Source organism: Streptococcus sp. V728 (genome assembly GCF_052077995.1).
Classification (GTDB): Bacteria; Bacillota; Bacilli; order Lactobacillales; family Streptococcaceae; genus Streptococcus; species Streptococcus infantis_B.
Genome location: NZ_JBQJJH010000003.1, coordinates 186682 through 206597, shown reverse-complemented (window position 1 = coordinate 206597; position 19916 = coordinate 186682). Strand labels below are relative to the sequence as shown.

Sequence of the window (19916 nt, the reverse complement as noted above, 5' to 3'; positions counted from 1 at the left end):
GTTGTAGGAGCTTCTGTTGTTGTAGGAGCTTCTGTTGTTGTAGGAGCTTCTGTTGTTGTAGGAGCTTCTGTTGTTGTAGGAGCTTCTGTTGTTGTAGGAGCTTCTGTTGTTGTAGGAGCTTCTGTTGTTGTAGGAGCCTCAGTTGTTGTTGGGGCTTCTGTTGTTGTAGGAGCTTCTGTTGTTGTAGGAGCTTCTGTTGTTGTAGGAGCCTCAGTTGTTGTTGGGGCTTCTGTTGTTGTAGGAGCTTCTGTTGTTGTAGGAGCTTCTGTTGTTGTAGGAGCCTCAGTTGTTGTTGGGGCTTCTGTTGTTGTAGGAGCTTCTGTTGTTGTAGGAGCTTCTGTTGTTGTAGGAGCCTCAGTTGTTGTTGGGGCTTCTGTTGTTGTAGGAGCTTCTGTTGTTGTAGGAGCTTCTGTTGTTGTAGGAGCCTCAGTTGTTGTTGGGGCTTCTGTTGTTGTAGGAGCTTCTGTTGTTGTAGGAGCTTCTGTTGTTGTAGGAGCTTCTGTTGTTGTAGGAGCCTCAGTTGTTGTTGGAGCCTCAGTTGTTGTTGTTGGGGCCTCAGTTGTTGTTGTTGGGGCCTCAGTTGTTGTTGTAGTTGTGGTTGTAGTTGTAGTCGTAGTCGTAGTTGTGGTTGTAGTTGTAGAAGTCTTATCACCACCACCATCACCTGAACCAGTTTCTAAACGAGCTTGTTCAGTGATAGAAGTCTCTTTAGGGAAATTAGTAGCTTTCCACTTCAAGGTGTTAGCTACTTTAGTTCCTTTTGGAAAATCTTGAGTAAGTTCAGTTGAATACTCGATCCAAACTGACTCTTTGTCGACATTCCCAAGGTTATAGCTAAATCCTGTAATTTGACCTGCCGCATTTCTTGTGAAGACTGCTTTCTTAGTGAGGATTTCAGTTGGTTTTAACTTGTACAATTCGTCTACATTTAGGATTTTACTTGGTTGAGTTGGGTAACGGAAAGCACGGAATGAGTCTTCTACAAGGACTTGACCATGATCACTAAAATCATCTGTGATTACTAAGTTATCCAATTTATCTTGAACAGCATTCAAGAGAATACGCCACTTGATACGTTTAGGATTTTGTTTATCTTGGTAACCGAGTTTGTATTCACGATCTCCTGGAACCCCTACGTATTTCTCATACGTCACATTGTAAGTCTCGTTTCCGAACTTAAATGTATACTTACCAGAATCTTTCCAAGTGTTTGCATTTGGACGAACTGAGTATTGCAAAGACATAACTTTGTTTTGGGGATTTTTAGAGAAATAGTCCGTGAAAGTAATTTTTACTTTCCCTGTAGTCGGATCAGTTACTGCATTTCCGACTATTTGACCACTACTGTGTTTGATTGGAAATTCAAGTTTCGTAGTTAACTCCAATTCTTTTGGAAGGTCCAAAGTCAGTGTATCCCCAGCATTAATGTGTTGTGAGTCTGGGAAAGTAAGTGAATTTGTTGCTTCCAAGACACGACCAGTCGTAATCTTAGTATCTGCAGTTAATGGTTTCCCATCAACCTTAACTTCTGTTTTCAAAGTATAGTTGGTAACATCAGTAGCAAATACGGTCGTAAGGGTTGCCAAAGAAAGAACCAAAATACTTATGAACGCTAAAATACGCGTTACGCTAAGCTGTGATTTCTTCATCACATAATCTCCTTTTTAAAATTAGTCAATTGTATCATAGCATTTTTTATAGGCTTTTACAAGATTTTTTTACGTTTTTTCTTGCTTTTTTAAAAATATTTCGTTTTTTTATTCATTTTTGGATAAAAACAGTCTTTAATGATCGTGTTTTTTATCTATAATATCGATAAATGTCAAGAATGACATCAAGCTTCCAAGTAGACCTAACTATGATTGTTCTCCTGTTTCTGATAATATCTTATCTTGACATATAGCAGTTTCCTGAGTTCTTGAGTTGTGCCTACTAACGACTTTTTCGTTCTGCTTAGGTGGTAGAGCTATCGGGGGGAACCTTATCTTGTTGTGCTTTTGCTACTCAGTGACTAGTTTTTCTCAGGCAAGTTACTCGTTTGATGGATTTTCTTCAGCAACTTCCTTATCATAACGAAACTTGCCTGTTTATTTTTCTGCTACCTCCATTGTAGAAGTAGAATCTTCCAGTATTAAAACTGCAGACTTTTCCTCATCTGTTACCACCTTTTTTTATATTAGTTATAGTTTCACTATTTTAATTGTATTCTTATTTAATGAAGGAACTTTCTTATCCTGATTTTGAATAACCGTATTATTTGAAAAATCAATTGTATCAGTTTTGACATACCCTTGACCTAATTGGAAGGTAGTTAAAATTCCAACTGTCAACAGTGAATACTTTGTTCGTTTTTATACACAAAATTATTATAATATTTAAAAAAAGAGAGGGGTTGACTCTCTCTTTTTTATCTGTTATATCTACGATTCAACACAACTATAGCTGATAAGATAAAGACACCTGCTGTTACTAAGCCAGCTTCCACTGTTTCCCCAGTTTTAGGAAGCTGAGGTTTATCATCTGTTGTTGTTGTTGATGAGACTTCTGTTGATTGCGTTGAACCTTCAGGAGTTGTCGCTGTTGAGCTAGTCGTTGGCTCTTCTGTTGTTGAAGTTGTTGAAGTCGTTGTTGAAGTTGTAGTTGTGGTTGTTCTATCACCACTTCCTTCACCTGAACCAGTTTCTAAACGCGTCAAAGCTTCAATCGAACGTGACTTGTTAAAGTTACTTGCTGACCATTCCAAAACATTGGCAACTTTAGTACCTTTTGGAAGTTCTGAAGTCAACTCCGTTGTGTACTCAATGTACATAGCCCAGTTCCAGTTGTCACCAAAGTTAATGGTAAACCCTGTGACTTTACCATCTGCATTTCGTGTAAATTCAGCTTTATTGCTAAAGTTATCAATTGGCTCCAATTTAAGAAGAGCTGCTTCGTTTGGAATTTTCTCTGGTTGAGTCGCATAACGAACTGCACGGAAGGAGCTTTCTACCAAGACTTGTCCACTATCACTAAAGTCATCCTTGATAACCATGTTGTTCAACTTATCTTGAACAGCATTCAAAACAATACGCCACTTGATCCGGTTAGGATTTTCTGAATCTTGGTAACCATACTTCATTTCATAGTCACCAGCTTCACCATCTGTTTTATCATAGTTCAATGTGAAACTATCAGTACCAAACTGGAAAGTATATTTCCCAGACTCTGGCAAATTCGTTACGTTAGGGCGAACAGCATATTTCAAAGTCATGACCTTATCTTTGTAATTCTTAGAAAAATAGTCTGTAAAGGTGATGGTCACTTTTTGTGTACTTGGATCTGTCACTGCATTCCCAATTACCTCGCCACTACTATGTGTGATTGGAAATGCAAGCTTGGTAATCAATCCCAATTCTTTTGGAAGGTCAAGTACAAGCACATCTCCTTCATTAATTTGTTGAGTGTCTGGGAAAGAAGTGTTATTTGTTGCTTCTAAAGCTTTACCAGTGCTGATTTTGGTATCTGCTGTTAACGGCTGACCGTCAACAGTGATCGTTGTTTTATTTGTGTAATCTATAACATCTGCTGCAAACACCGTCGTAAGCACCGTCAAAGATAAGACAAGTATACCCACAAATCCAAACATACGTATCGCATTCTTTTTAAAGTTCTGCATAATCGACTCCTTTTCTTACTTAGATATATCATAGCACTTTTGTATCCGTTTACAATATTTTTGAATAATGTCATCCCTTTTTATCCAAAATTATCAGCATTTTCCTGACTATTTTTAAAAATATCAGTTTTAATAATCGGCTTCCTTATAAAGTGATACATGATAAGTATAAAAAAGCCGGGACCTGCTTCCCGACTTTACTTTTACTGTTAAAATCCTAGTTTTTCAAAGACTTCTTTGAAATTCTGACCGATGGTATCAAGAGAAACTTCTACTTCTTCTCGAGTTTGGTTGTTCTTGACCGTCGCTTGTCCGCTTTCGACTTCGCTCTCTCCTAAGGTGATAAGGGTCTTAGCTCCAAAGACATCGGCTGACTTGAACTGGGCTTTGAGTTTACGGTTGAGATAATCTCGCTCTGCCTTAAATCCTTGTTGGCGAATATCTTGTACCAACTCTAAAGCCTTTATATTTGCTTCTTCACCAAGAACAGCAATATAGACATCTAGAGCGTTTTCGATAGGCAGTGCCACACCTTGTTTTTCAAGGACCAGAAGGAGACGCTCCACACCAAGTCCAAATCCAAAACCAGCAGTTTCAGGGCCACCAAAGTAAGCAACCAAACCATCATAACGACCACCTGCACAGACTGTTAATTCATTGCCTTCAATCTCTGTGATAAACTCAAAAATCGTGTGGTTGTAGTAGTCCAAACCACGCACCATGTTGGTATCGATGATATAGTCTACTCCAAGATTTTTCAACATTTGACGAACAGCATCAAAGTGGGCTTGGCTTTCTTCATCGAGGTAATCCAAGATAGATGGTGCATTCTCCACTGCCACCTTGTCTTCTTTTTCCTTCGAGTCCAAGACACGAAGAGGGTTTTCCTCCAAACGACGCTGGCTATCTTTAGACAAGCTATCTTTGAGCGGTGTCAAGTAGTCAATTAAGGCTTGGCGGTAAGCCGCACGACTTTCAGGATTTCCAAGAGTGTTAAGATGTAGTTTCACACCTTGAACACCGATTGCTTTCAAGAAGTGAGCTGCCATAGCGATCGTTTCCACATCTGTGGCTGGATTACTTGATCCAAAGCACTCCACACCAATCTGGTGGAATTGGCGCAAGCGACCTGCTTGTGGACGCTCATAGCGAAACATTGGACCCATGTAGTAGAACTTGCTTGGCTTTTGCACTTCTGGTGCGAAGAGTTTGTTTTCCACATAAGAACGGACGACTGGAGCAGTTCCTTCTGGACGTAGCGTGATATGACGGTCACCCTTGTCGTAAAAGTCGTACATTTCCTTGGTTACGATATCGGTTGTGTCCCCAACAGAACGACTGATGACTTCGTAGTGCTCAAAAATAGGGGTACGCACTTCTGCGTAGTTGTAGCGTTTGAAGATTTCACGCGCAAAGCCTTCAACGTACTGCCACTTGGCAGACTCAGCAGGTAAAATATCCTGCGTTCCTTTTGGTTTTTGTAATTTCATAGGGAATCCTCTTTATAACTTAATAGTCCTATTTTACCATAAATGAAAGGATTGGGACAGTCAGAGGAGTAAAGAAATAGCTTTAGTCTGTTCCTTTTTCATCTAGTTTACGGACAAATAGCAAATGTCGGCCAGCATTTACAATCTGAGCTAGGCATGATACAATGAAAACCATCAGATATACGAAGGAGAACTTATGAAAAAGAATATTTTAACGACCCTTATAGCTGCCCTTGTCTACTTTCTCTGTATCGGAGTGGGGGTTCTACTAGGAAACCTTGTCGACCACACTGGAAATATGTTTTACGCCCCTGCCTTTTCTGCTCTTGTGGGCGGTAGCGTCTATATGGTCCTTTTAGCAAAAGTGCCTCGTTTTGGAGCGATTACTACGATTGGGCTCGTTATCTCTCTCTTTTTCCTCGGGAGCAAGCATGGTGCCGGAGCCTTTCTTCCAGGAATCATCTGCGGGCTTGCAGCGGATGGCATCGCTCATCTAGGTCACTACAAAGATAAGATCAAAAACCTTCTTTCCTTCCTAATCTTTGCATTTGGTACTACTGGCCCTATCCTACTGATGTGGCTAACTCCTCAGGCTTATATAGCAACTCTTGTAGCTCGTGGCAAATCTCAGGACTATATTGACCGCGTCATGGTCGCACCTAACTCTGGCACTATCCTTCTCTTTGTAGCAAGCGTCCTTATCGGTGCTCTACTTGGTGCCCTTATTGGACAAGCACTTAGTAAGAAGTTGGCACATAAAAGTTAGATAATAAAAAAAGAGCCAAATGGCTCTTTTTTTATTTATGACTTAATTTCTTGGTCAAGAAGTCGCCCAAGAACTGAATTGTAAAGATAATCAAGATAATGATAAGCGTCGCAAGGACTGTCACATCATGATTGAAACGGTTAAATCCATAAGCGATAGCTACGTTACCGATACCACCTGCTCCGACCGCTCCCGCCATAGCTGTTTCACCGACTAGTGAGATCAAGGTCACAGTTGTCACACGGATCAAGTCTGGTAGACCTTCTGATAGGTAAACACCTACGATGTCCCAGAAAGTAGCTCCACTAGCTTGAGCTGCCTCGATGACACCTCCATCAAGCTCTGATAAAACTACTTGAACCTGACGAGCGAAGAAAGCAAACACCGCAAAAGATAGTGGTACAATAGCGGCATTCGGCCCAATACTTGTTCCTACAATTAGATGTGAGAAGGGCGACAAGACTGCCAAGAGAATGATAAAGGGAACCGCACGGAAGATTGAAGTAATCTTATCCAAAACCCAAAAGACAAATTTATCTTCTAAGACACCACCAGGAGCTGTCAAGACAAGGAAAAGTCCTGCAACTAGTCCTAGGAATCCTCCAATGATAAAGGAAAAAACTGTCATATAAAGCGTCAAATAAATAGCTGTTCCCCAGCCTGCTTGACCTAACCAGCCCATCTTGTAGACGTTTGGTAAGTATGTTTGAATCAACTCTGCCATCTTACTGTCCTCCCTTCAATACTTTTAGTTGCACACCAGCCTGACGAATAGCATCTTGAGCGTTCGCCAGCGCTTCTTTTTCTCCAGATAAAACAACCACAAGTTCCCCTACAGGAGTGCCATCCAAAATTTCAATATTCCCGTATAGGATATTGGCTGTTACTTGGTAGTGCTTGTACAATTCATTCAAAAGTGGCTCATCTGTAGAGGCTCCTGCATATTTGAGTTGTACCAAAATGCTGTTTTCAGATAAATGCTCTACAATTTCTTGCTTCTCAATCTTAACCATAGCTTCATCGATACCTGTCGCAGTTGAGATAAAGTCCTGAGTCAATGGTTGTTTAGGATTTGAGAAGATTTCAAGAACGCTACCTTCTTCAATCAGACGCCCATCCTGCATCACTGCCACACGGTTAGCAATGTCTTTGACAATCTGCATCTCATGTGTAATCAAAACAATCGTCAAACCTAGTTTACGGTTCAATTCTTGCAAGAGCGACAAGATTTGTTTCGTCGTCTTTGGATCAAGAGCTGAAGTCGACTCGTCCGAAATCAAAATTTTTGGATCATTTGCCAAGGCACGCGCAATAGCCACACGTTGTTTTTGGCCTCCAGATAATTGTGAAGGATAGTTTTCGGCACGATCTGCAAGACCAACCAAATCCAACAACTTAGCTACTTTAGCCTTCTTTTCTTCCTTGCTGAGCCCAGAGTGTTTGAGGGCAAAGGCTACGTTTTCCTCTGCTGTTTTCTGGCTCATTAGGTTAAAGTGTTGGAAAATCATCCCGATATCTTGACGTTTATGGCGTAATTGCTCAGCAGTTAAGGTAACCTTGCCATCAAAAATTACATCATTATCTACAGTAATTCGACCTGCAGATGGTTTTTGCAAGAGGTTAATAACACGAACTAGGGTTGATTTCCCTGCTCCAGAATATCCAACGATTCCGTAGATATCCCCTTCTTGGATGTGAATGGTTACATCCTTGACCGCTGTGATGGTTCTTTTCTTTTGGTGAAAAGTCACATCGATCTGATCTAATTTGATAATATCTCTACTCATAGCTTCTAATCAGCTCCTCTACTAATTCAATATGGGTGTAATAATCGGCGATTCGCACATTTTCGTCTCCACCATGGTCTCGGCTATTAGCATTTCCTAGACCAAAGGCAACCATGGGTACTTCTAAGGCATCAAAGACTGTATGCATAGGACCTGTCCCAGCCGTTGTCGGCAAGACCGATACGCCCTGTGGATAGAATTTCTTGGCCAGCTCAATAACATTGAGAATAGATGGTGCACTCATATCACTTCGATAACTCATCTCACCCAAAGTATAGTACAATTCTACCTTATCAAAGCCGTTTTTGTCTAGTTGTTTTCGGATTTTCTCCAAAACATCATGTGGTTCTAAGCCAGGAACCAAACGAACTTCTAGTTTGGCTCTAGCTTCTGCTGGCAAGATTGTTTTGACTCCTTGCCCTTGATATCCTGACTGGATCCCTTCGATATTGAGAGCTGGTTCAAAGAAGAAACGTTTTAGAAAGGCGGGACGTTCCTCTTGTAAAAGTGGTAATTCCAAACCATAAATCTGGCTGATTTCCTCTGGATTTCGTTGTGCATAGGTTTCAATCAAGGCTAACTCACGTTCATTGGCCTCCTGCACATGATCGTACAAACCTTCTACCAAGATACGCCCATCCGTAGCTCGTAAACTGTTCAAGGCTTGAATGAGATACCAAGGAGCTGACTCTACAATTCCGCCATAGCTCGAGTGGATATCCACATCGGCACTCTTAACCTTGGCATCAAAGGTCACAATCCCCTTGTTCCCACCAGAGATTTCTAGCTGTTCCAAAGCATTTTTAGTTCCTTGTTCCCAGACCAACAAATCTGCACCACGAAGCTTGTCCGCATGTTTTTCTAAATATTTATCCAAGTCCATAGAGGCAGATTCTTCGGCGCCTTCCATGATGAAGCTGATATTGACTGGAAGGTCATCATGATGTTGCATGTATTTTCTCAGAGCGCTCAAGCGAGCAGTGATATGCCCCTTGTCATCATCAATCCCGCGTCCATACATAATGCCATCACGCACAGAGAGTGTAAAAGGATCCTCTGTCCAGATCTGGTCACTATCCGCTGGTACTGTGTCATAGTGGTTGTAGAAAATGATAGTCTTGGCATTTGGTCGTGAACTTTTGAAATGTGCCATGACAAAAGGCGCCGTATAGCTCTCGTCAATCTCAACTTCTGCGCCAACACGTTTAAAAATCTCACCTAGATAACGAGCCACCTCTTTCAGTCCGACTTGTTGGGCAAAGACTGATTTTTTAGAAATCAAGGTACGCAAAACTTCAAAATAATGTTGTGCTACATGATCCTTTTCAAACTTTTCAATTTGTTCTTCTTGGCTAGGAAAAACCATTTTCTCTCTACCTTTCTACTAAGACTTGTACTTTCAGAATCAATACAAGTGGATTTCGTTTGTTTTAAGCTCTATACAAAAGTAAGAGGTGGAAAATATCTCTCCCACCTCCCTGTATTTATTACCAAACTGGTTGATCCAAGCCGTCTGAAGTTTCTTCGATAACTTTTTTCACTTCATCAGTGTGGTAAGCAGCGATAATTTTCTTGATTGCTTTAGCTTTAGGCGATGATTCCCAATCTTTTTTCGTAACGATGATGTTGTACCATTGTTTTGAGTTTTCGTCAGCTTGCTCTTTAAAGAGTGCTTTCTTGTAGTCCAATTTTGCTTCTGTAACAAAAGTGTTGTTAACAACAGCTGCATCAACTGATGTCAATGAACGAGCCGTTTGGCTAGCGTCCAATTCAGTGATTTTCAAGTTCTTTGGATTTTCTGTGATGTTTGCGATTGTAGCAAGTGCAGTTCCTGAAACATCTAACTTGATCAAACCAGCTGATTGAAGAAGGTAAAGGGCACGGCTTTCGTTAGTAGCATCGTTTGGAATTGCGATTTCACCCTTATCTGGGATTTCTTCCACTTTAGTGTACTTGTTTTCTTCTCCGTTTTTACCTGAGTAAAGGCGGATTGGTGAGATATAAGTATCTGCAATCGCTACAAGATCTTTTCCGTTTTCTTTGTTCCAGTTATTCAAGAAGTTGTAGTGTTGGAAAGCGTTCAAGTCTACTTCACCATCAGCAGTTGCCTTGTTTGGCTGTGAGTAATCTGTAAACTCTGTGAATTCTAATTTAATGCCGTCTTTTTCAAGCAATTCTTGGACTTTATCCCAACGTGCTTCTTCTGATCCACTACGGTTAACAGTCGCAATTTTAACTGTAGTTGCATTGTCTGCTTTCTTGTCTGAATTTCCGCAAGCTACAAGTGTAAGACCTGCTACTGTAGCGATAGCTGCTACGCCTAACCATTTTTTGATTTTCATGATTCTTTCTCCTTTAAAAATAATACCGTAATAGTATCTCATACTTTATTTGATTTCGCAAATTGTTAATAGATAGGAAGACCTATAGTTTGAAACTATATACCTACAGAATGGAAAATCATCCATCTACCAGAGAATGGATGATTTAAAAATTTATTTAATATCAGCTTCTGCTGGCAGATAAGAACCGCCAAAGAACTGTTGAGATAGCTTTTCAAGGGTTCCATCTTTATATAATTCTTGGATGCGTTTGTCCACAAATGCCTTCAACTCATCTTGACCTTTGGCAAGAAGTGGGTATACGTAAGGTTGTTGGTCGCTTGGAAGTTCGATAACTTTCAAGTTATCCAAACCTTGGTCCTTGATGACTGTCTCTACACCGATTTTATCAAAAATCTTGTAGTCAAATCGGCCATCACTCAAACGTACCATGATTTGTTGGAAGTCCCCTTTAACGTAGTTAAGGATAGTTGGGTTATCTGAGTGTTGTTTGTTGTAGTCTTCTAGCTGTTTAGCAGATGTTGTTCCTTGAACAACTTCTGTTGATTTTCCACCGATATCATCAAACGATTTGATGCTAGAGTCATCTTTTTTCACTACAAGAACGTTAGGGTTTTTAGCAGTTGGAGCTGCATAAAGGTATTTTTCAGCACGTTCTTTAGTGTAGCTGATGTTGCTAACAGCCATTTGGTAACGATCAGCATCAAGTCCTGCAAAAACACCTGACCACTCTGTCTTCTCAAACTTGACAGTATACTTGTCAGAATCTTTAAAGATAGCGCGAACCACTTCAATCTCGTAACCAGTCAATTCGCCATTTTCTTCATAGTTGAATGGTTTTGGTGTAGCATTGGTTACAACGATAATTTCTTTTTTACTAGATGTTGCTTCACCAGATGCAGCATCTTTCTTTTCACCGCCTGAGCAAGCTGCCAATACACCTGCGGCTACAAGCCCTAGGGCAGCAAGTGATGAATATTTAACGATTTTTTTCATGATATTTCCTCCAAAATAGAATACAATCTTATCTTAACAGAAAAAAAGGAATTACGCTATTATATGATTTCTATATTTGTGATAGGTTTTCTTTATGGCTGATTAAAAGACCAAACGTAGGACTGCTATCAAGACTACTCCAAAGAGAACAGTCCCAACCAGATTGCGGTAACGAAAGGCTACAAAAGCCGTTGGAAAGACTGCTAAAAAGTCTAACCACTTTATCTGCGGAAGGCTTCCAACTTTTCCTGTCACCACACTTGAAAGAATCAAGGCAAAGATAATAGAAACTGGTAGAAATTTCAAAAAGCGCTCTACGATAGGCGGCAAACCCTTGTACTTGGCTAGAATAAAAGGAATCATTCTTGGAATCCAAGTCACCAAGCCAGAAAAGACAATTGCTAATAAAATATACTTACTGACCATCCAAGACCACCCCCATGGTACAACCTAGCAAGGTCGCAAACAGAACAGCTAGCGACTGAGACACTACTGTCAAGATTACAAAAAAGGAAACAGCAACAACTCCCAGAATGATGAAGAGATTGCGCAAAGGAATCCGTTTTTGCATAATCTGAAACTGGGAAGTAAAAATTCCAATAAACATCCCCACTAGGGCAAAATCTAAGCCAAAAATTTCTGGATTTGGTAGAAGTCCACCTAGAGCAGTTCCGACAACAGTTCCGACAAACCAAGCTACATAGCTGTTAAGGTTGTTCCCGTGCATCCACATAGGATTGACCTTATCCGTATGCACCAACTCGCCCATCAAAACGCCATAGGTCTCATCGGTCAAGAGGCTGGACATTCCGATATTATGCCATAAGCTAGTATGACGGAAATAGGTCGACGCATGCAAACTCAGCAAGAAGAGACGCAGATTAATCAAAAAGACCGTCATAGCAATGGCTGCCACAGGGGCTTGAACTGCTATCAAGGCTATCATGGCAAACTGAGCACTCCCAGCATAGACAAAGAGGCTCATCAAGCCCATCTCTACAGGGGTTACATAAGGGGAACCGATAATGCCACAAGCAAGACCAATGCTAACATAGCCCAGAGCCGTTGGCACCGCAGCCTGCACACCATCCCAAAATCCTTTTTCTTTCATAAACCTCCTCACTATTCATTCCTTCATCAACTGCTTTCCAGACAGTCACAGCAAAAATTATTATAACACATTCAAAGAGGAGAAAACAGTCTGGAATTTGAAACTAATAGCAAGTATCAGACCCTGAACAGTATGGTTCATTATGGATACATGAGAAATTGATCAATTCGAATTCTATACTTATAACCTTCATTTTTTTCAGTATATTCATCTTCTATCGGGTAGACATCAACCCAGAGCTCTCTCCTTTCTCCTTTCAATTTGACTTTATAGCGATAACCGTCGTCGTATAGTCCTACTGTCTCGGTAGTTACAGATTGGAAAGTCGGAAGAGCTTCAATTTCTTTTTTTATAGTCTGGGATAAATTGTAGAGCGCTACTTGTTGCTCCATTTTTGAAGCTACAGGAATATGAACTGTCACTTCTTCCAAGCGATGTGATTTTGAAAATGTGAAATCCGCTCGACCTGTATAACCATTCAATGCAATATTTTCGTAATGATAGAAAAGCCGGCCTGTTTTATAGAAATAAGGATCCCTTGCATGCCAAGTGTCCCGAAAGGCGGTTCCCGTTTCTTCTATCACTTCATCAGCTTCTCCAAACACTTTTTCAAGAGATTTGAGGGGCATATTGAATGACAGTGACTCAAATAGAATCAATTGTATCTTTGGAATATGCTGGCAAGCTGACATACAGAGCAATAAAGCTCCAAGAGCAAGCACAACACTCATTGTTTTTTTAAATCTCATATTTCTACTATACTAAAAAACTCGGGCATTTGTCCAAGATAAAAGAGCTAACCCTAGGCTAACTCTTTATTCCATGGTATCAAAAGCCAGGCTAGGTTTGGCATTTAGCTCCAAGCCTGCAAAATTTTCTTTGTTCCACTCGCTAACGCTAGCATAAGCAATCATTCCCGCATTATCTCCGCAAAGTCGCAGAGGTGGAATGATAACCTTGACGTCGGTGATTTCGGCTGCTAGGCGTTCTCTCAGGCCTTTGTTGGCAGCTACACCACCAGCCACGACTAGGGTTTTAACAGGGTATTTCTCTAAAGCTTTCTTGGTTTTTGCCATGAGAATATCCATGACTGCTGCTTGGAAGGAAGCAGATAGGTCTTCCTTGGATAAGCTTTCTCCCTTTTGCTCGGCATTGTGGTGCAGATTGATAAAAGCAGACTTCAAACCTGAGAATGAAAACTCCAGATTATCCTCCTTAATCATGGCACGAGGGAAGTTATAAATATCCTGACCTTGGTGGGCTAACTCGTCAATCTCCCGACCTGCTGGATAGGTCAAGCCCATGACACGACCGACCTTGTCATAGGCCTCGCCAACCGCATCATCACGCGTTTCTCCAACAATCTTATAATCACCAGCTTCAGAAACATAGACCAACTCTGTGTGTCCACCGCTGACTAGAAGGGCTAGCAAAGGAAACTCCAAGGGTTCCACACTTTGAGCCGCCATGAGGTGACCAGCCATGTGGTTCACAGGAATCAAAGGAAGTCCATGTGCCCAAGCAAAGGCCTTAGCAGCTGACAAGCCAACTAGCAAGGCTCCGACCAAGCCTGGTCCATAGGTAACGGCAACAGCTGTCACGTCCTCTTCGGCAATCCCTGCTTCTGCTAGAGTTTCCTCGATACAAGCTGTGATAACTTCGACATGGTGACGACTGGCGACTTCTGGCACTACACCACCAAAGCGCTTGTGACTTTCAATTTGACTAGCAATGACGTTGGACAAGAGCTCATCGTCGTTTTTTAAGACGGCGACACTGGTCTCATCACAGGATGTCTCAAATGCTAAAATATATCTATCCTTCATCTATTTCTCTCTTCATGATAATGGCGTCCTCAACTGGATCATGGTAGTAGGCCTTTCTCTCAGCGATGACCGCCATTTTTTCTTTCTTGTAAAATGCTTGTGCTCGTTGATTTGACTTTCTGACTTCGAGGAAAATCTCCTTGTCCGTCGGTAAAGTTGCAAACAAGTCTGATGCTATCCCCTGTCCTTGATAGGCTTTTTTGACAGCGATTTGCAGGACTTCTGCTTCAAAAAAATTCTCCTGAACTGCTAGAAAACCAATCACTTCTACCCCATCAAAAGCAAGAGCATACCAGGTCTGATCTTGAGATAGGTCTGCTTGGATTTGTTCCAAGTTCCAAGGGCTAACTGTGTAAACATCCGTCATGACAGCGTAAATTGCCTGTACCAAGTCAGGTTGCTGTTGGATTCGTTTGATTTCAATCATAGGCGTTTGATGTAAGATTCGCCAGACTCAGTGTGATTTTTGAGCCAATTTTCCTCAGCTTCGACACGTTTGAGATAGTTTGGTACAAAATCGTGCAAAGAGTCGACTTCCTTGTCCCAAGCCCAGAGAGCTAGATTCGCTGCATTTGGTAAGGTTTCCTGATAGTTAGCCTGTGGTAAACGCTCTTGGATTTGCTCAGCAAAGGCTCCCACTTCTCCGACAAAAGTGACTTGTTCAGCATCCTTGACTTGCTCTAAAACTTCCGCAAAAGACAAGTGGGCTTCGGGAAGGACATGTTGGGCATTTTCATAAAAACCTGCATAAACATTGTTACGACGTGCATCCATCAGAGGGACCACCAGACCTTCCTGCTGGCTTGGTACTAGAGCTAAAAGACTAGACATCCCCACCAACTCAATGTTCAGGGTATGTGCCAAGGTCTTGGCAGTTGCTACTGCGATTCGCAAGCCAGTATAACTACCAGGCCCCTCTGCCACAACGATTCTATCCAAGTCCTTTGGTGTCAAATCTAGACAGGTCATCAAAAAATCGATGGCTGGCATAAGGGTAATACTGTGATTTTTCTTGATATTAATTGTGGTCTCGGCAAGAAGCTGCTTGTCCTCTAAAATGGCTAGAGACAGAGCCTTGCTAGACGTATCAAATGCTAATACTTTCATAACACATTCCTATCTTTTTGTCTGTTTACTATTATACTACAAAAGCCCCCGCATGGGAATTTTCTTTGCCCCGAAACAAAATTGTCCTGCCAAACAGACAGGACAATCGCCTAAGCATTCAAACCGAAGTAAAACACAAGCCAGACCACATAGGTCACCAAAAGAAGGAAAAACGAATACAGAGTCACGAAGCCAATCTTCCATATGAGTTTGGCTTTCCGATACTCTAGCCGAGTATACAAAACATTTCCTCCGTAAACACAGGCAACAAATACCGTAAAGGCCAGAAGACGAATGACAATAGCTAGTTGAAACATATCCTGCCCTCCTTCATAAGGAAAACCTCTTTTCTAACTTTATTATAGCACTTGATTCCAAAGTCTTCAAATACTTAGACAAGGTAAAATGAAACGCATTTCAAGCTCCTTACTTTCATGTTTCCTGCTTTTACTAATTCCCCTTTTTATGTTATAATTGAGATAATTGTAACGAATCAAGGTCAATCCAGACAGAAAATGAAATGGAAACAAACAGCTTCAAGCTGGTAATTTTTTGAATACCGCTGACCTGAAAACAGAAAGGAAACACATGATTTACAAAGTTTTTTATCAAGAAACTAAAGACCGTAGCCCACGTCGTGAAACAACACGCTCACTTTACTTAGACATCGATGCTAGTTCAGAACTTGAAGGACGCATTATTGCCCGTGAACTTGTTGAAAAAAACCGCCCAGAATATAACGTAGAATATATCGAGCTCTTGTCAGACAAATTGCTAGACTACGAAAAAGAAACTGGCGCTTTCGAAATTACGGAGTTCTAATATGGCCTATACTCTTAAACCAGAAGAAGTGGGCGTTTTTGCCATTGGTGGTCTAGGAGAAATCGGTAAAAACACATACGGAATCGAATACCAAGACGAAATCATCATCGTTGATGCAGGGATTAAATTCCCTGAGGATGACCTTCTTGGTATCGACTACGTTATCCCTGATTACTCTTACATTGTCGAAAATATCGACCGCGTCAAGGCTCTCTTGATTACCCACGGACACGAGGACCATATCGGAGGGATTCCGTTCTTGCTCAAGCAAGCAAATATCCCTATCTATGCAGGACCTCTAGCTCTTGCCTTGATCCGTGGCAAACTCGAAGAGCACGGACTTTTGCGCAACGCTACACTTCACGAAATCAACCACAACACTGAGTTGACCTTTAAAAATCTTAAGGCAACCTTCTTTAGAACAACCCACTCGATTCCAGAGCCTTTGGGTATCGTTATTCACACACCTCAAGGGAAAATCGTTTGTACGGGTGACTTCAAGTTTGACTTTACACCAGTTGGTGAACCTGCAGACTTGCACCGTATGGCAGCTTTAGGCGAGGACGGAGTACTTTGTCTTCTCTCTGACTCGACAAATGCTGAAGTCCCAACCTTTACAAACTCTGAAAAAGTCGTTGGCCAGTCTATCATGAAGATTATCCAAGGTATCGAAGGACGGATCATCTTTGCATCCTTTGCCTCAAATATCTTCCGTCTCCAACAAGCAACAGAAGCTGCTGTTAAGACTGGTCGTAAAATCGCTGTCTTTGGGCGTTCTATGGAGAAAGCCATTGTCAATGGGATTGAACTTGGCTACATCAAGGCTCCTAAGGGGACCTTCATCGAGCCAAATGAAATTAAAGACTACCCTGCGAGTGAGATTCTTATCCTCTGTACAGGTAGCCAGGGTGAACCTATGGCGGCTCTCTCTCGTATCGCTAACGGAACCCACCGTCAGGTACAACTCCAACCTGGTGATACCGTTATCTTCTCATCTAGCCCAATTCCAGGAAATACCACTAGCGTTAACAAATTGATTAACATCATTTCTGAAGCTGGTGTTGAAGTAATCCATGGTAAGGTTAATAACATCCATACCTCTGGACACGGTGGTCAGCAAGAACAAAAACTCATGCTCCGCCTCATTAAACCAAAATACTTCATGCCTGTTCACGGTGAGTATCGTATGCAGAAAGTTCATGCTGGACTAGCTGTAGATACTGGAGTAGAGAAGGACAATATCTTTATCATGAGCAATGGTGATGTGCTTGCCCTCACCGCAAACTCTGCTCGTATCGCAGGTCATTTCAATGCTCAGGATATCTACGTCGATGGTAATCGTATCGGTGAAATCGGTGCAGCAGTCCTAAAAGATCGTCGCGATCTATCCGAAGATGGTGTCGTCCTTGCTGTCGCAACCGTTGACTTCAAGTCTCAAATGATTATTTCAGGTCCAGATATCCTCAGCCGTGGATTTGTCTACATGCGCGAGTCTGGTGACTTGATTCGTCAAAGTCAACGTATCCTTTTCAACGCTATTCGTATCGCATTGAAAAACAAAGATGCCAGCATTCAGTCTGTCAATGGTGCCATTGTCAACGCTATTCGACCATTCCTATACGAAAACACTGAACGTGAACCAATCATCATCCCGATGATTCTCACACCAGATGAAGATGAAGAATAATAAAAAAATTCTCTGAAATCCTATGATTCCAGAGAATTTTTTTATTTAACGACAATTTCGTAACGTGTTTTGCTTGTGAAAGTTTCACCTGCTTTGAGGATGACTTGATCTTTAAGATCACTATGAATAGCATCTGGTAAAGCTTGCGCCTCAAGAGCAATCCCATTATGTTGAATCATTGGTTGACCAGCGATGATGACACTCTCATCCACAAAGTTAGCTGTGTAGACTACAAAGCAAGGAGCTTCTGTTTTAAAAAGCAGGAAGCGACCTGATCCTTGGTCATAGAGGAAACCAGCATTATCATGTCCTACAGGAAGAGCAAATGGATGGTCCAATCCAGATACGAGTTGAATCTGCTCATCTTCGTCTGCAAAGATATCTTTCAACAAGGCACCATTGTAGATATGCTTAACCACGTCACGATTAGCATCTGGAGTTTTAGCTGGCACACCGTCAGGAGCGATTGGGTAGATGCCTTCTGTATTCAGCTGGAAAACATGGCGGTCAACCGTCTGAGTGAAATCCCCAGACAAGTTAAAGTAACTATGGTTGGTCGGATTGACCAAGGTATCCTGGTCCGTCGTCACCTTGTAACTAACTTCGTAAGCACCATTTTCTTCCAAGTGGTAGCTGATCCAGATTTTAAGATTTCCAGGGAAACCTCCTGTACCGTCTGTTCTTTCTGTGTAAAGAGTCAAACCATGGTCGCTGACTTCAACCAATTCAAACAAACTAGAATCCCAACCTGTCGAACCGCTGTGGTTACAGTTGCTAGCGTTGTTGACTTCGAGTTCATAGGTTTTCCCATTCAATTCGAATGTCGCACCTGCGATACGACCTGCAACTGGACCTACACTCGCTCCATGTTTAGGACTGTTACCTACATAGCTGTCAAAATCATCAAAGCCTAGGATAACATTGGCAAAATTACCAGCCTTATCAGGAGTTACATAGCGTAGAATCGTTGCACCATAGGTCATGACTTCTAGTTGGTAGCCTGCTTCTGTTTCAAAGCGATAGGCTAGGACATCCTTACCATCCACTTTTCCAAATACACGTTCTGTGTATGCTTTCATTCTTCTCTCCTTACTGTTTAAATTCGTGAATAATGACACCTTGAACAACACGGTTGACTGTACCTGTAGGTGATGGTGTATCAGGTCTATTTCCAACCTTAAGCGAAGTCAAAAGGGCAAATAATTGACCATAAACAATATAAGGGAATACACGGTAAACGTCATTCAAAACTCCACCACAGCCAAGTGCTACTTCCTTAACGTTTTCAAGACCAAAGGCTTGATCACTCAAGAGAACAACGCGACGAGCAATTTTGTCACCAGCAACTTCACGAACCAAGTCTAAATCATACTGACGAGTATAATCTGTTGTAGAACCAAAGACTAAAACAACAGTATCTTCATTGATAAGAGATTTTGGCCCGTGACGGAAGCCAACTGGGCTTTCATACATAGTCGCAACTTGACCAGCAGTCAATTCCAAAATTTTAAGCTGGGCTTCGTGAGCAAGTCCGAAGAATGGACCTGCACCTAAGTAAATCACTCGATTAAAGTCTAAGTCAACCAATTCTTTCACATCTGCCACATTGTCAAGAACCTTACGAGCAAGACTAGTTAGCACTTCAAAACGTTCAGCCTTAACAGCAAATTCAGTTGGGTCAAAGACCAAGAGAGCTGTCAACATCATAGAGGTAAAACTAGAAGTCATGGCAAATCCAGCATCGTTAGAAGCCGCTGGTTGCAAAAGCAAGAGGTTGCGGTCATCACCGTGGGCTTGAAGTGCTAATTTCCCTTCAGCCGCACATGTGATTGTTACTTGATAAAGATCATCAACCAAAGCCTTGGCCAAGTCAACTGTTGCCACACTCTCAGGTGAGTTCCCGCTACGAGCGAATGATACCAAAACAGTCACTACATCTTTTTTCAAATAGGTTTGTGGATTGGCAACAATATCTGTTGTCGCAATGGAGTTGAAATTCCATTTACGTTCGTCATAGACTTCCTTAAAGTATGGAACCAAGGTATCACCTACATAAGCTGAAGTCCCAGCACCAGTCAGGATAACCTTGATGTAGTCATGTTTATCTGCAATTCCTTGCAAAAAGGCTGCAATTTCATCACGGCGGGCTTGATAAGATTCAAAAGCTTCCTTCCAAACATCTGGTTGTTGATAAATTTCTCGTGTAGTAATCTCTGCTCCCAACTCAAGCAAATCTTCTTTTGTATAATCTAGCATTGAAAACCTCTAATCTAATATTATTTCTTGATTGAAAACATGGGAATGGGAGCTGCTCCCATTCCCATGTA

At 41.6% G+C, this 19916-nt stretch carries 20 protein-coding genes; 3 read left to right on the top strand and 17 right to left on the bottom strand.

Going from position 1 to position 19916, the window contains the following annotated elements:
• The 3 genes from ACTO1Y_RS06690 to hisS all read right to left on the bottom strand — a co-directional run.
• The coding region (locus ACTO1Y_RS06690) for an Ig-like domain-containing protein (protein ID WP_441348729.1) at window positions 1-1649 on the bottom strand (1649 nt) is incomplete at its 3' end.
• Window positions 1650-2407: 758 nt separating this feature from the next.
• On the bottom strand, window positions 2408-3655 hold the full coding sequence (locus ACTO1Y_RS06685) for an Ig-like domain-containing protein (protein WP_441348728.1): 1248 nt from the start codon (window positions 3653-3655) through the stop codon (window positions 2408-2410).
• 209 nt (window positions 3656-3864) lie between these two features.
• Window positions 3865-5145 carry a histidine--tRNA ligase gene (hisS, locus tag ACTO1Y_RS06680; protein WP_441348727.1) on the bottom strand — a complete coding sequence of 427 codons (1281 nt, stop codon included), beginning with the start codon at window positions 5143-5145 and terminating at the stop codon, window positions 3865-3867.
• A gap of 196 nt (window positions 5146-5341) precedes the next feature.
• On the opposite strand from hisS, the gene ACTO1Y_RS06675 reads away from it, so the two are divergent.
• A complete protein-coding gene (locus ACTO1Y_RS06675) occupies window positions 5342-5911 on the top strand; it encodes an MptD family putative ECF transporter S component (protein WP_441348726.1) in 570 nt (189 codons plus the stop codon).
• A 31-nt stretch (window positions 5912-5942) separates the two neighbouring features.
• Here ACTO1Y_RS06675 and ACTO1Y_RS06670 read toward each other — a convergent pair whose 3' ends face one another.
• The 12 genes from ACTO1Y_RS06670 to ACTO1Y_RS06615 all read right to left on the bottom strand — a co-directional run bounded on the left by ACTO1Y_RS06670 (window position 5943) and on the right by ACTO1Y_RS06615 (window position 15397).
• Window positions 5943-6635, bottom strand: a complete 693-nt coding sequence (locus tag ACTO1Y_RS06670) for a methionine ABC transporter permease (protein WP_441348725.1) — start codon at window positions 6633-6635, stop codon at window positions 5943-5945.
• Between the two features lies 1 nt (window position 6636).
• Window positions 6637-7698 (bottom strand): methionine ABC transporter ATP-binding protein, encoded by a 1062-nt coding sequence (locus ACTO1Y_RS06665; RefSeq protein WP_441348724.1) that lies wholly within the window; start codon window positions 7696-7698, stop codon window positions 6637-6639.
• Window positions 7691-9064 (bottom strand): M20 family metallopeptidase, encoded by a 1374-nt coding sequence (locus tag ACTO1Y_RS06660; protein ID WP_441348723.1) that lies wholly within the window; start codon window positions 9062-9064, stop codon window positions 7691-7693. Before ACTO1Y_RS06660 ends, ACTO1Y_RS06665 begins: the two co-directional genes overlap by 8 nt.
• A gap of 121 nt (window positions 9065-9185) precedes the next feature.
• On the bottom strand, window positions 9186-10040 hold the full coding sequence (locus ACTO1Y_RS06655) for a MetQ/NlpA family ABC transporter substrate-binding protein (protein WP_441348722.1): 855 nt from the start codon (window positions 10038-10040) through the stop codon (window positions 9186-9188).
• 153 nt (window positions 10041-10193) lie between these two features.
• The gene (locus tag ACTO1Y_RS06650; protein WP_084921146.1) at window positions 10194-11036 is read right to left on the bottom strand and encodes an amino acid ABC transporter substrate-binding protein; all 843 of its coding nucleotides are present in this window, start codon (window positions 11034-11036) and stop codon (window positions 10194-10196) included.
• Between the two features lie 102 nt (window positions 11037-11138).
• Window positions 11139-11462, bottom strand: a complete 324-nt coding sequence (locus tag ACTO1Y_RS06645) for an AzlD domain-containing protein (RefSeq protein ID WP_045762538.1) — start codon at window positions 11460-11462, stop codon at window positions 11139-11141.
• Window positions 11452-12147 (bottom strand): AzlC family ABC transporter permease, encoded by a 696-nt coding sequence (locus tag ACTO1Y_RS06640; protein WP_441348721.1) that lies wholly within the window; start codon window positions 12145-12147, stop codon window positions 11452-11454. The genes ACTO1Y_RS06645 and ACTO1Y_RS06640 overlap by 11 nt, the downstream gene beginning before the upstream one ends.
• A 140-nt stretch (window positions 12148-12287) precedes the next feature.
• A complete protein-coding gene (locus tag ACTO1Y_RS06635) occupies window positions 12288-12896 on the bottom strand; it encodes a hypothetical protein (protein ID WP_441348720.1) in 609 nt (202 codons plus the stop codon).
• A gap of 66 nt (window positions 12897-12962) precedes the next feature.
• Window positions 12963-13973, bottom strand: a complete 1011-nt coding sequence (gene tsaD, locus ACTO1Y_RS06630; RefSeq protein WP_441348719.1) for a tRNA (adenosine(37)-N6)-threonylcarbamoyltransferase complex transferase subunit TsaD — start codon at window positions 13971-13973, stop codon at window positions 12963-12965.
• On the bottom strand, window positions 13963-14400 hold the full coding sequence (gene rimI, locus ACTO1Y_RS06625) for a ribosomal protein S18-alanine N-acetyltransferase (RefSeq protein WP_303943406.1): 438 nt from the start codon (window positions 14398-14400) through the stop codon (window positions 13963-13965). The genes tsaD and rimI overlap by 11 nt, the downstream gene beginning before the upstream one ends.
• Window positions 14397-15080: a tRNA (adenosine(37)-N6)-threonylcarbamoyltransferase complex dimerization subunit type 1 TsaB gene (gene tsaB, locus ACTO1Y_RS06620; RefSeq protein WP_441348718.1), complete on the bottom strand. Its 684-nt coding sequence runs from the start codon at window positions 15078-15080 to the stop codon at window positions 14397-14399. The genes rimI and tsaB overlap by 4 nt, the downstream gene beginning before the upstream one ends.
• 110 nt (window positions 15081-15190) lie before the next feature.
• Window positions 15191-15397 (bottom strand): hypothetical protein, encoded by a 207-nt coding sequence (locus ACTO1Y_RS06615; protein WP_441348717.1) that lies wholly within the window; start codon window positions 15395-15397, stop codon window positions 15191-15193.
• A gap of 271 nt (window positions 15398-15668) precedes the next feature.
• Here ACTO1Y_RS06615 and ACTO1Y_RS06610 point away from each other — a divergent pair, with 271 nt between their 5' ends.
• The gene (locus ACTO1Y_RS06610) at window positions 15669-15902 is read left to right on the top strand and encodes a DNA-dependent RNA polymerase subunit epsilon (protein WP_006149645.1); all 234 of its coding nucleotides are present in this window, start codon (window positions 15669-15671) and stop codon (window positions 15900-15902) included.
• Between the two features lies 1 nt (window position 15903).
• Window positions 15904-17589 (top strand): ribonuclease J1, encoded by a 1686-nt coding sequence (gene rnjA / locus ACTO1Y_RS06605; protein ID WP_006149607.1) that lies wholly within the window; start codon window positions 15904-15906, stop codon window positions 17587-17589.
• 41 nt (window positions 17590-17630) lie between these two features.
• Here the strand turns inward: rnjA and ACTO1Y_RS06600 are convergent, their stop codons facing one another.
• Window positions 17631-18668 (bottom strand): aldose epimerase family protein, encoded by a 1038-nt coding sequence (locus tag ACTO1Y_RS06600; RefSeq protein ID WP_441348716.1) that lies wholly within the window; start codon window positions 18666-18668, stop codon window positions 17631-17633.
• Between the two features lie 10 nt (window positions 18669-18678).
• The gene (locus tag ACTO1Y_RS06595) at window positions 18679-19845 is read right to left on the bottom strand and encodes an SIS domain-containing protein (RefSeq protein ID WP_441348715.1); all 1167 of its coding nucleotides are present in this window, start codon (window positions 19843-19845) and stop codon (window positions 18679-18681) included.
• Between the last annotated feature and the right edge of the window lie 71 nt (window positions 19846-19916).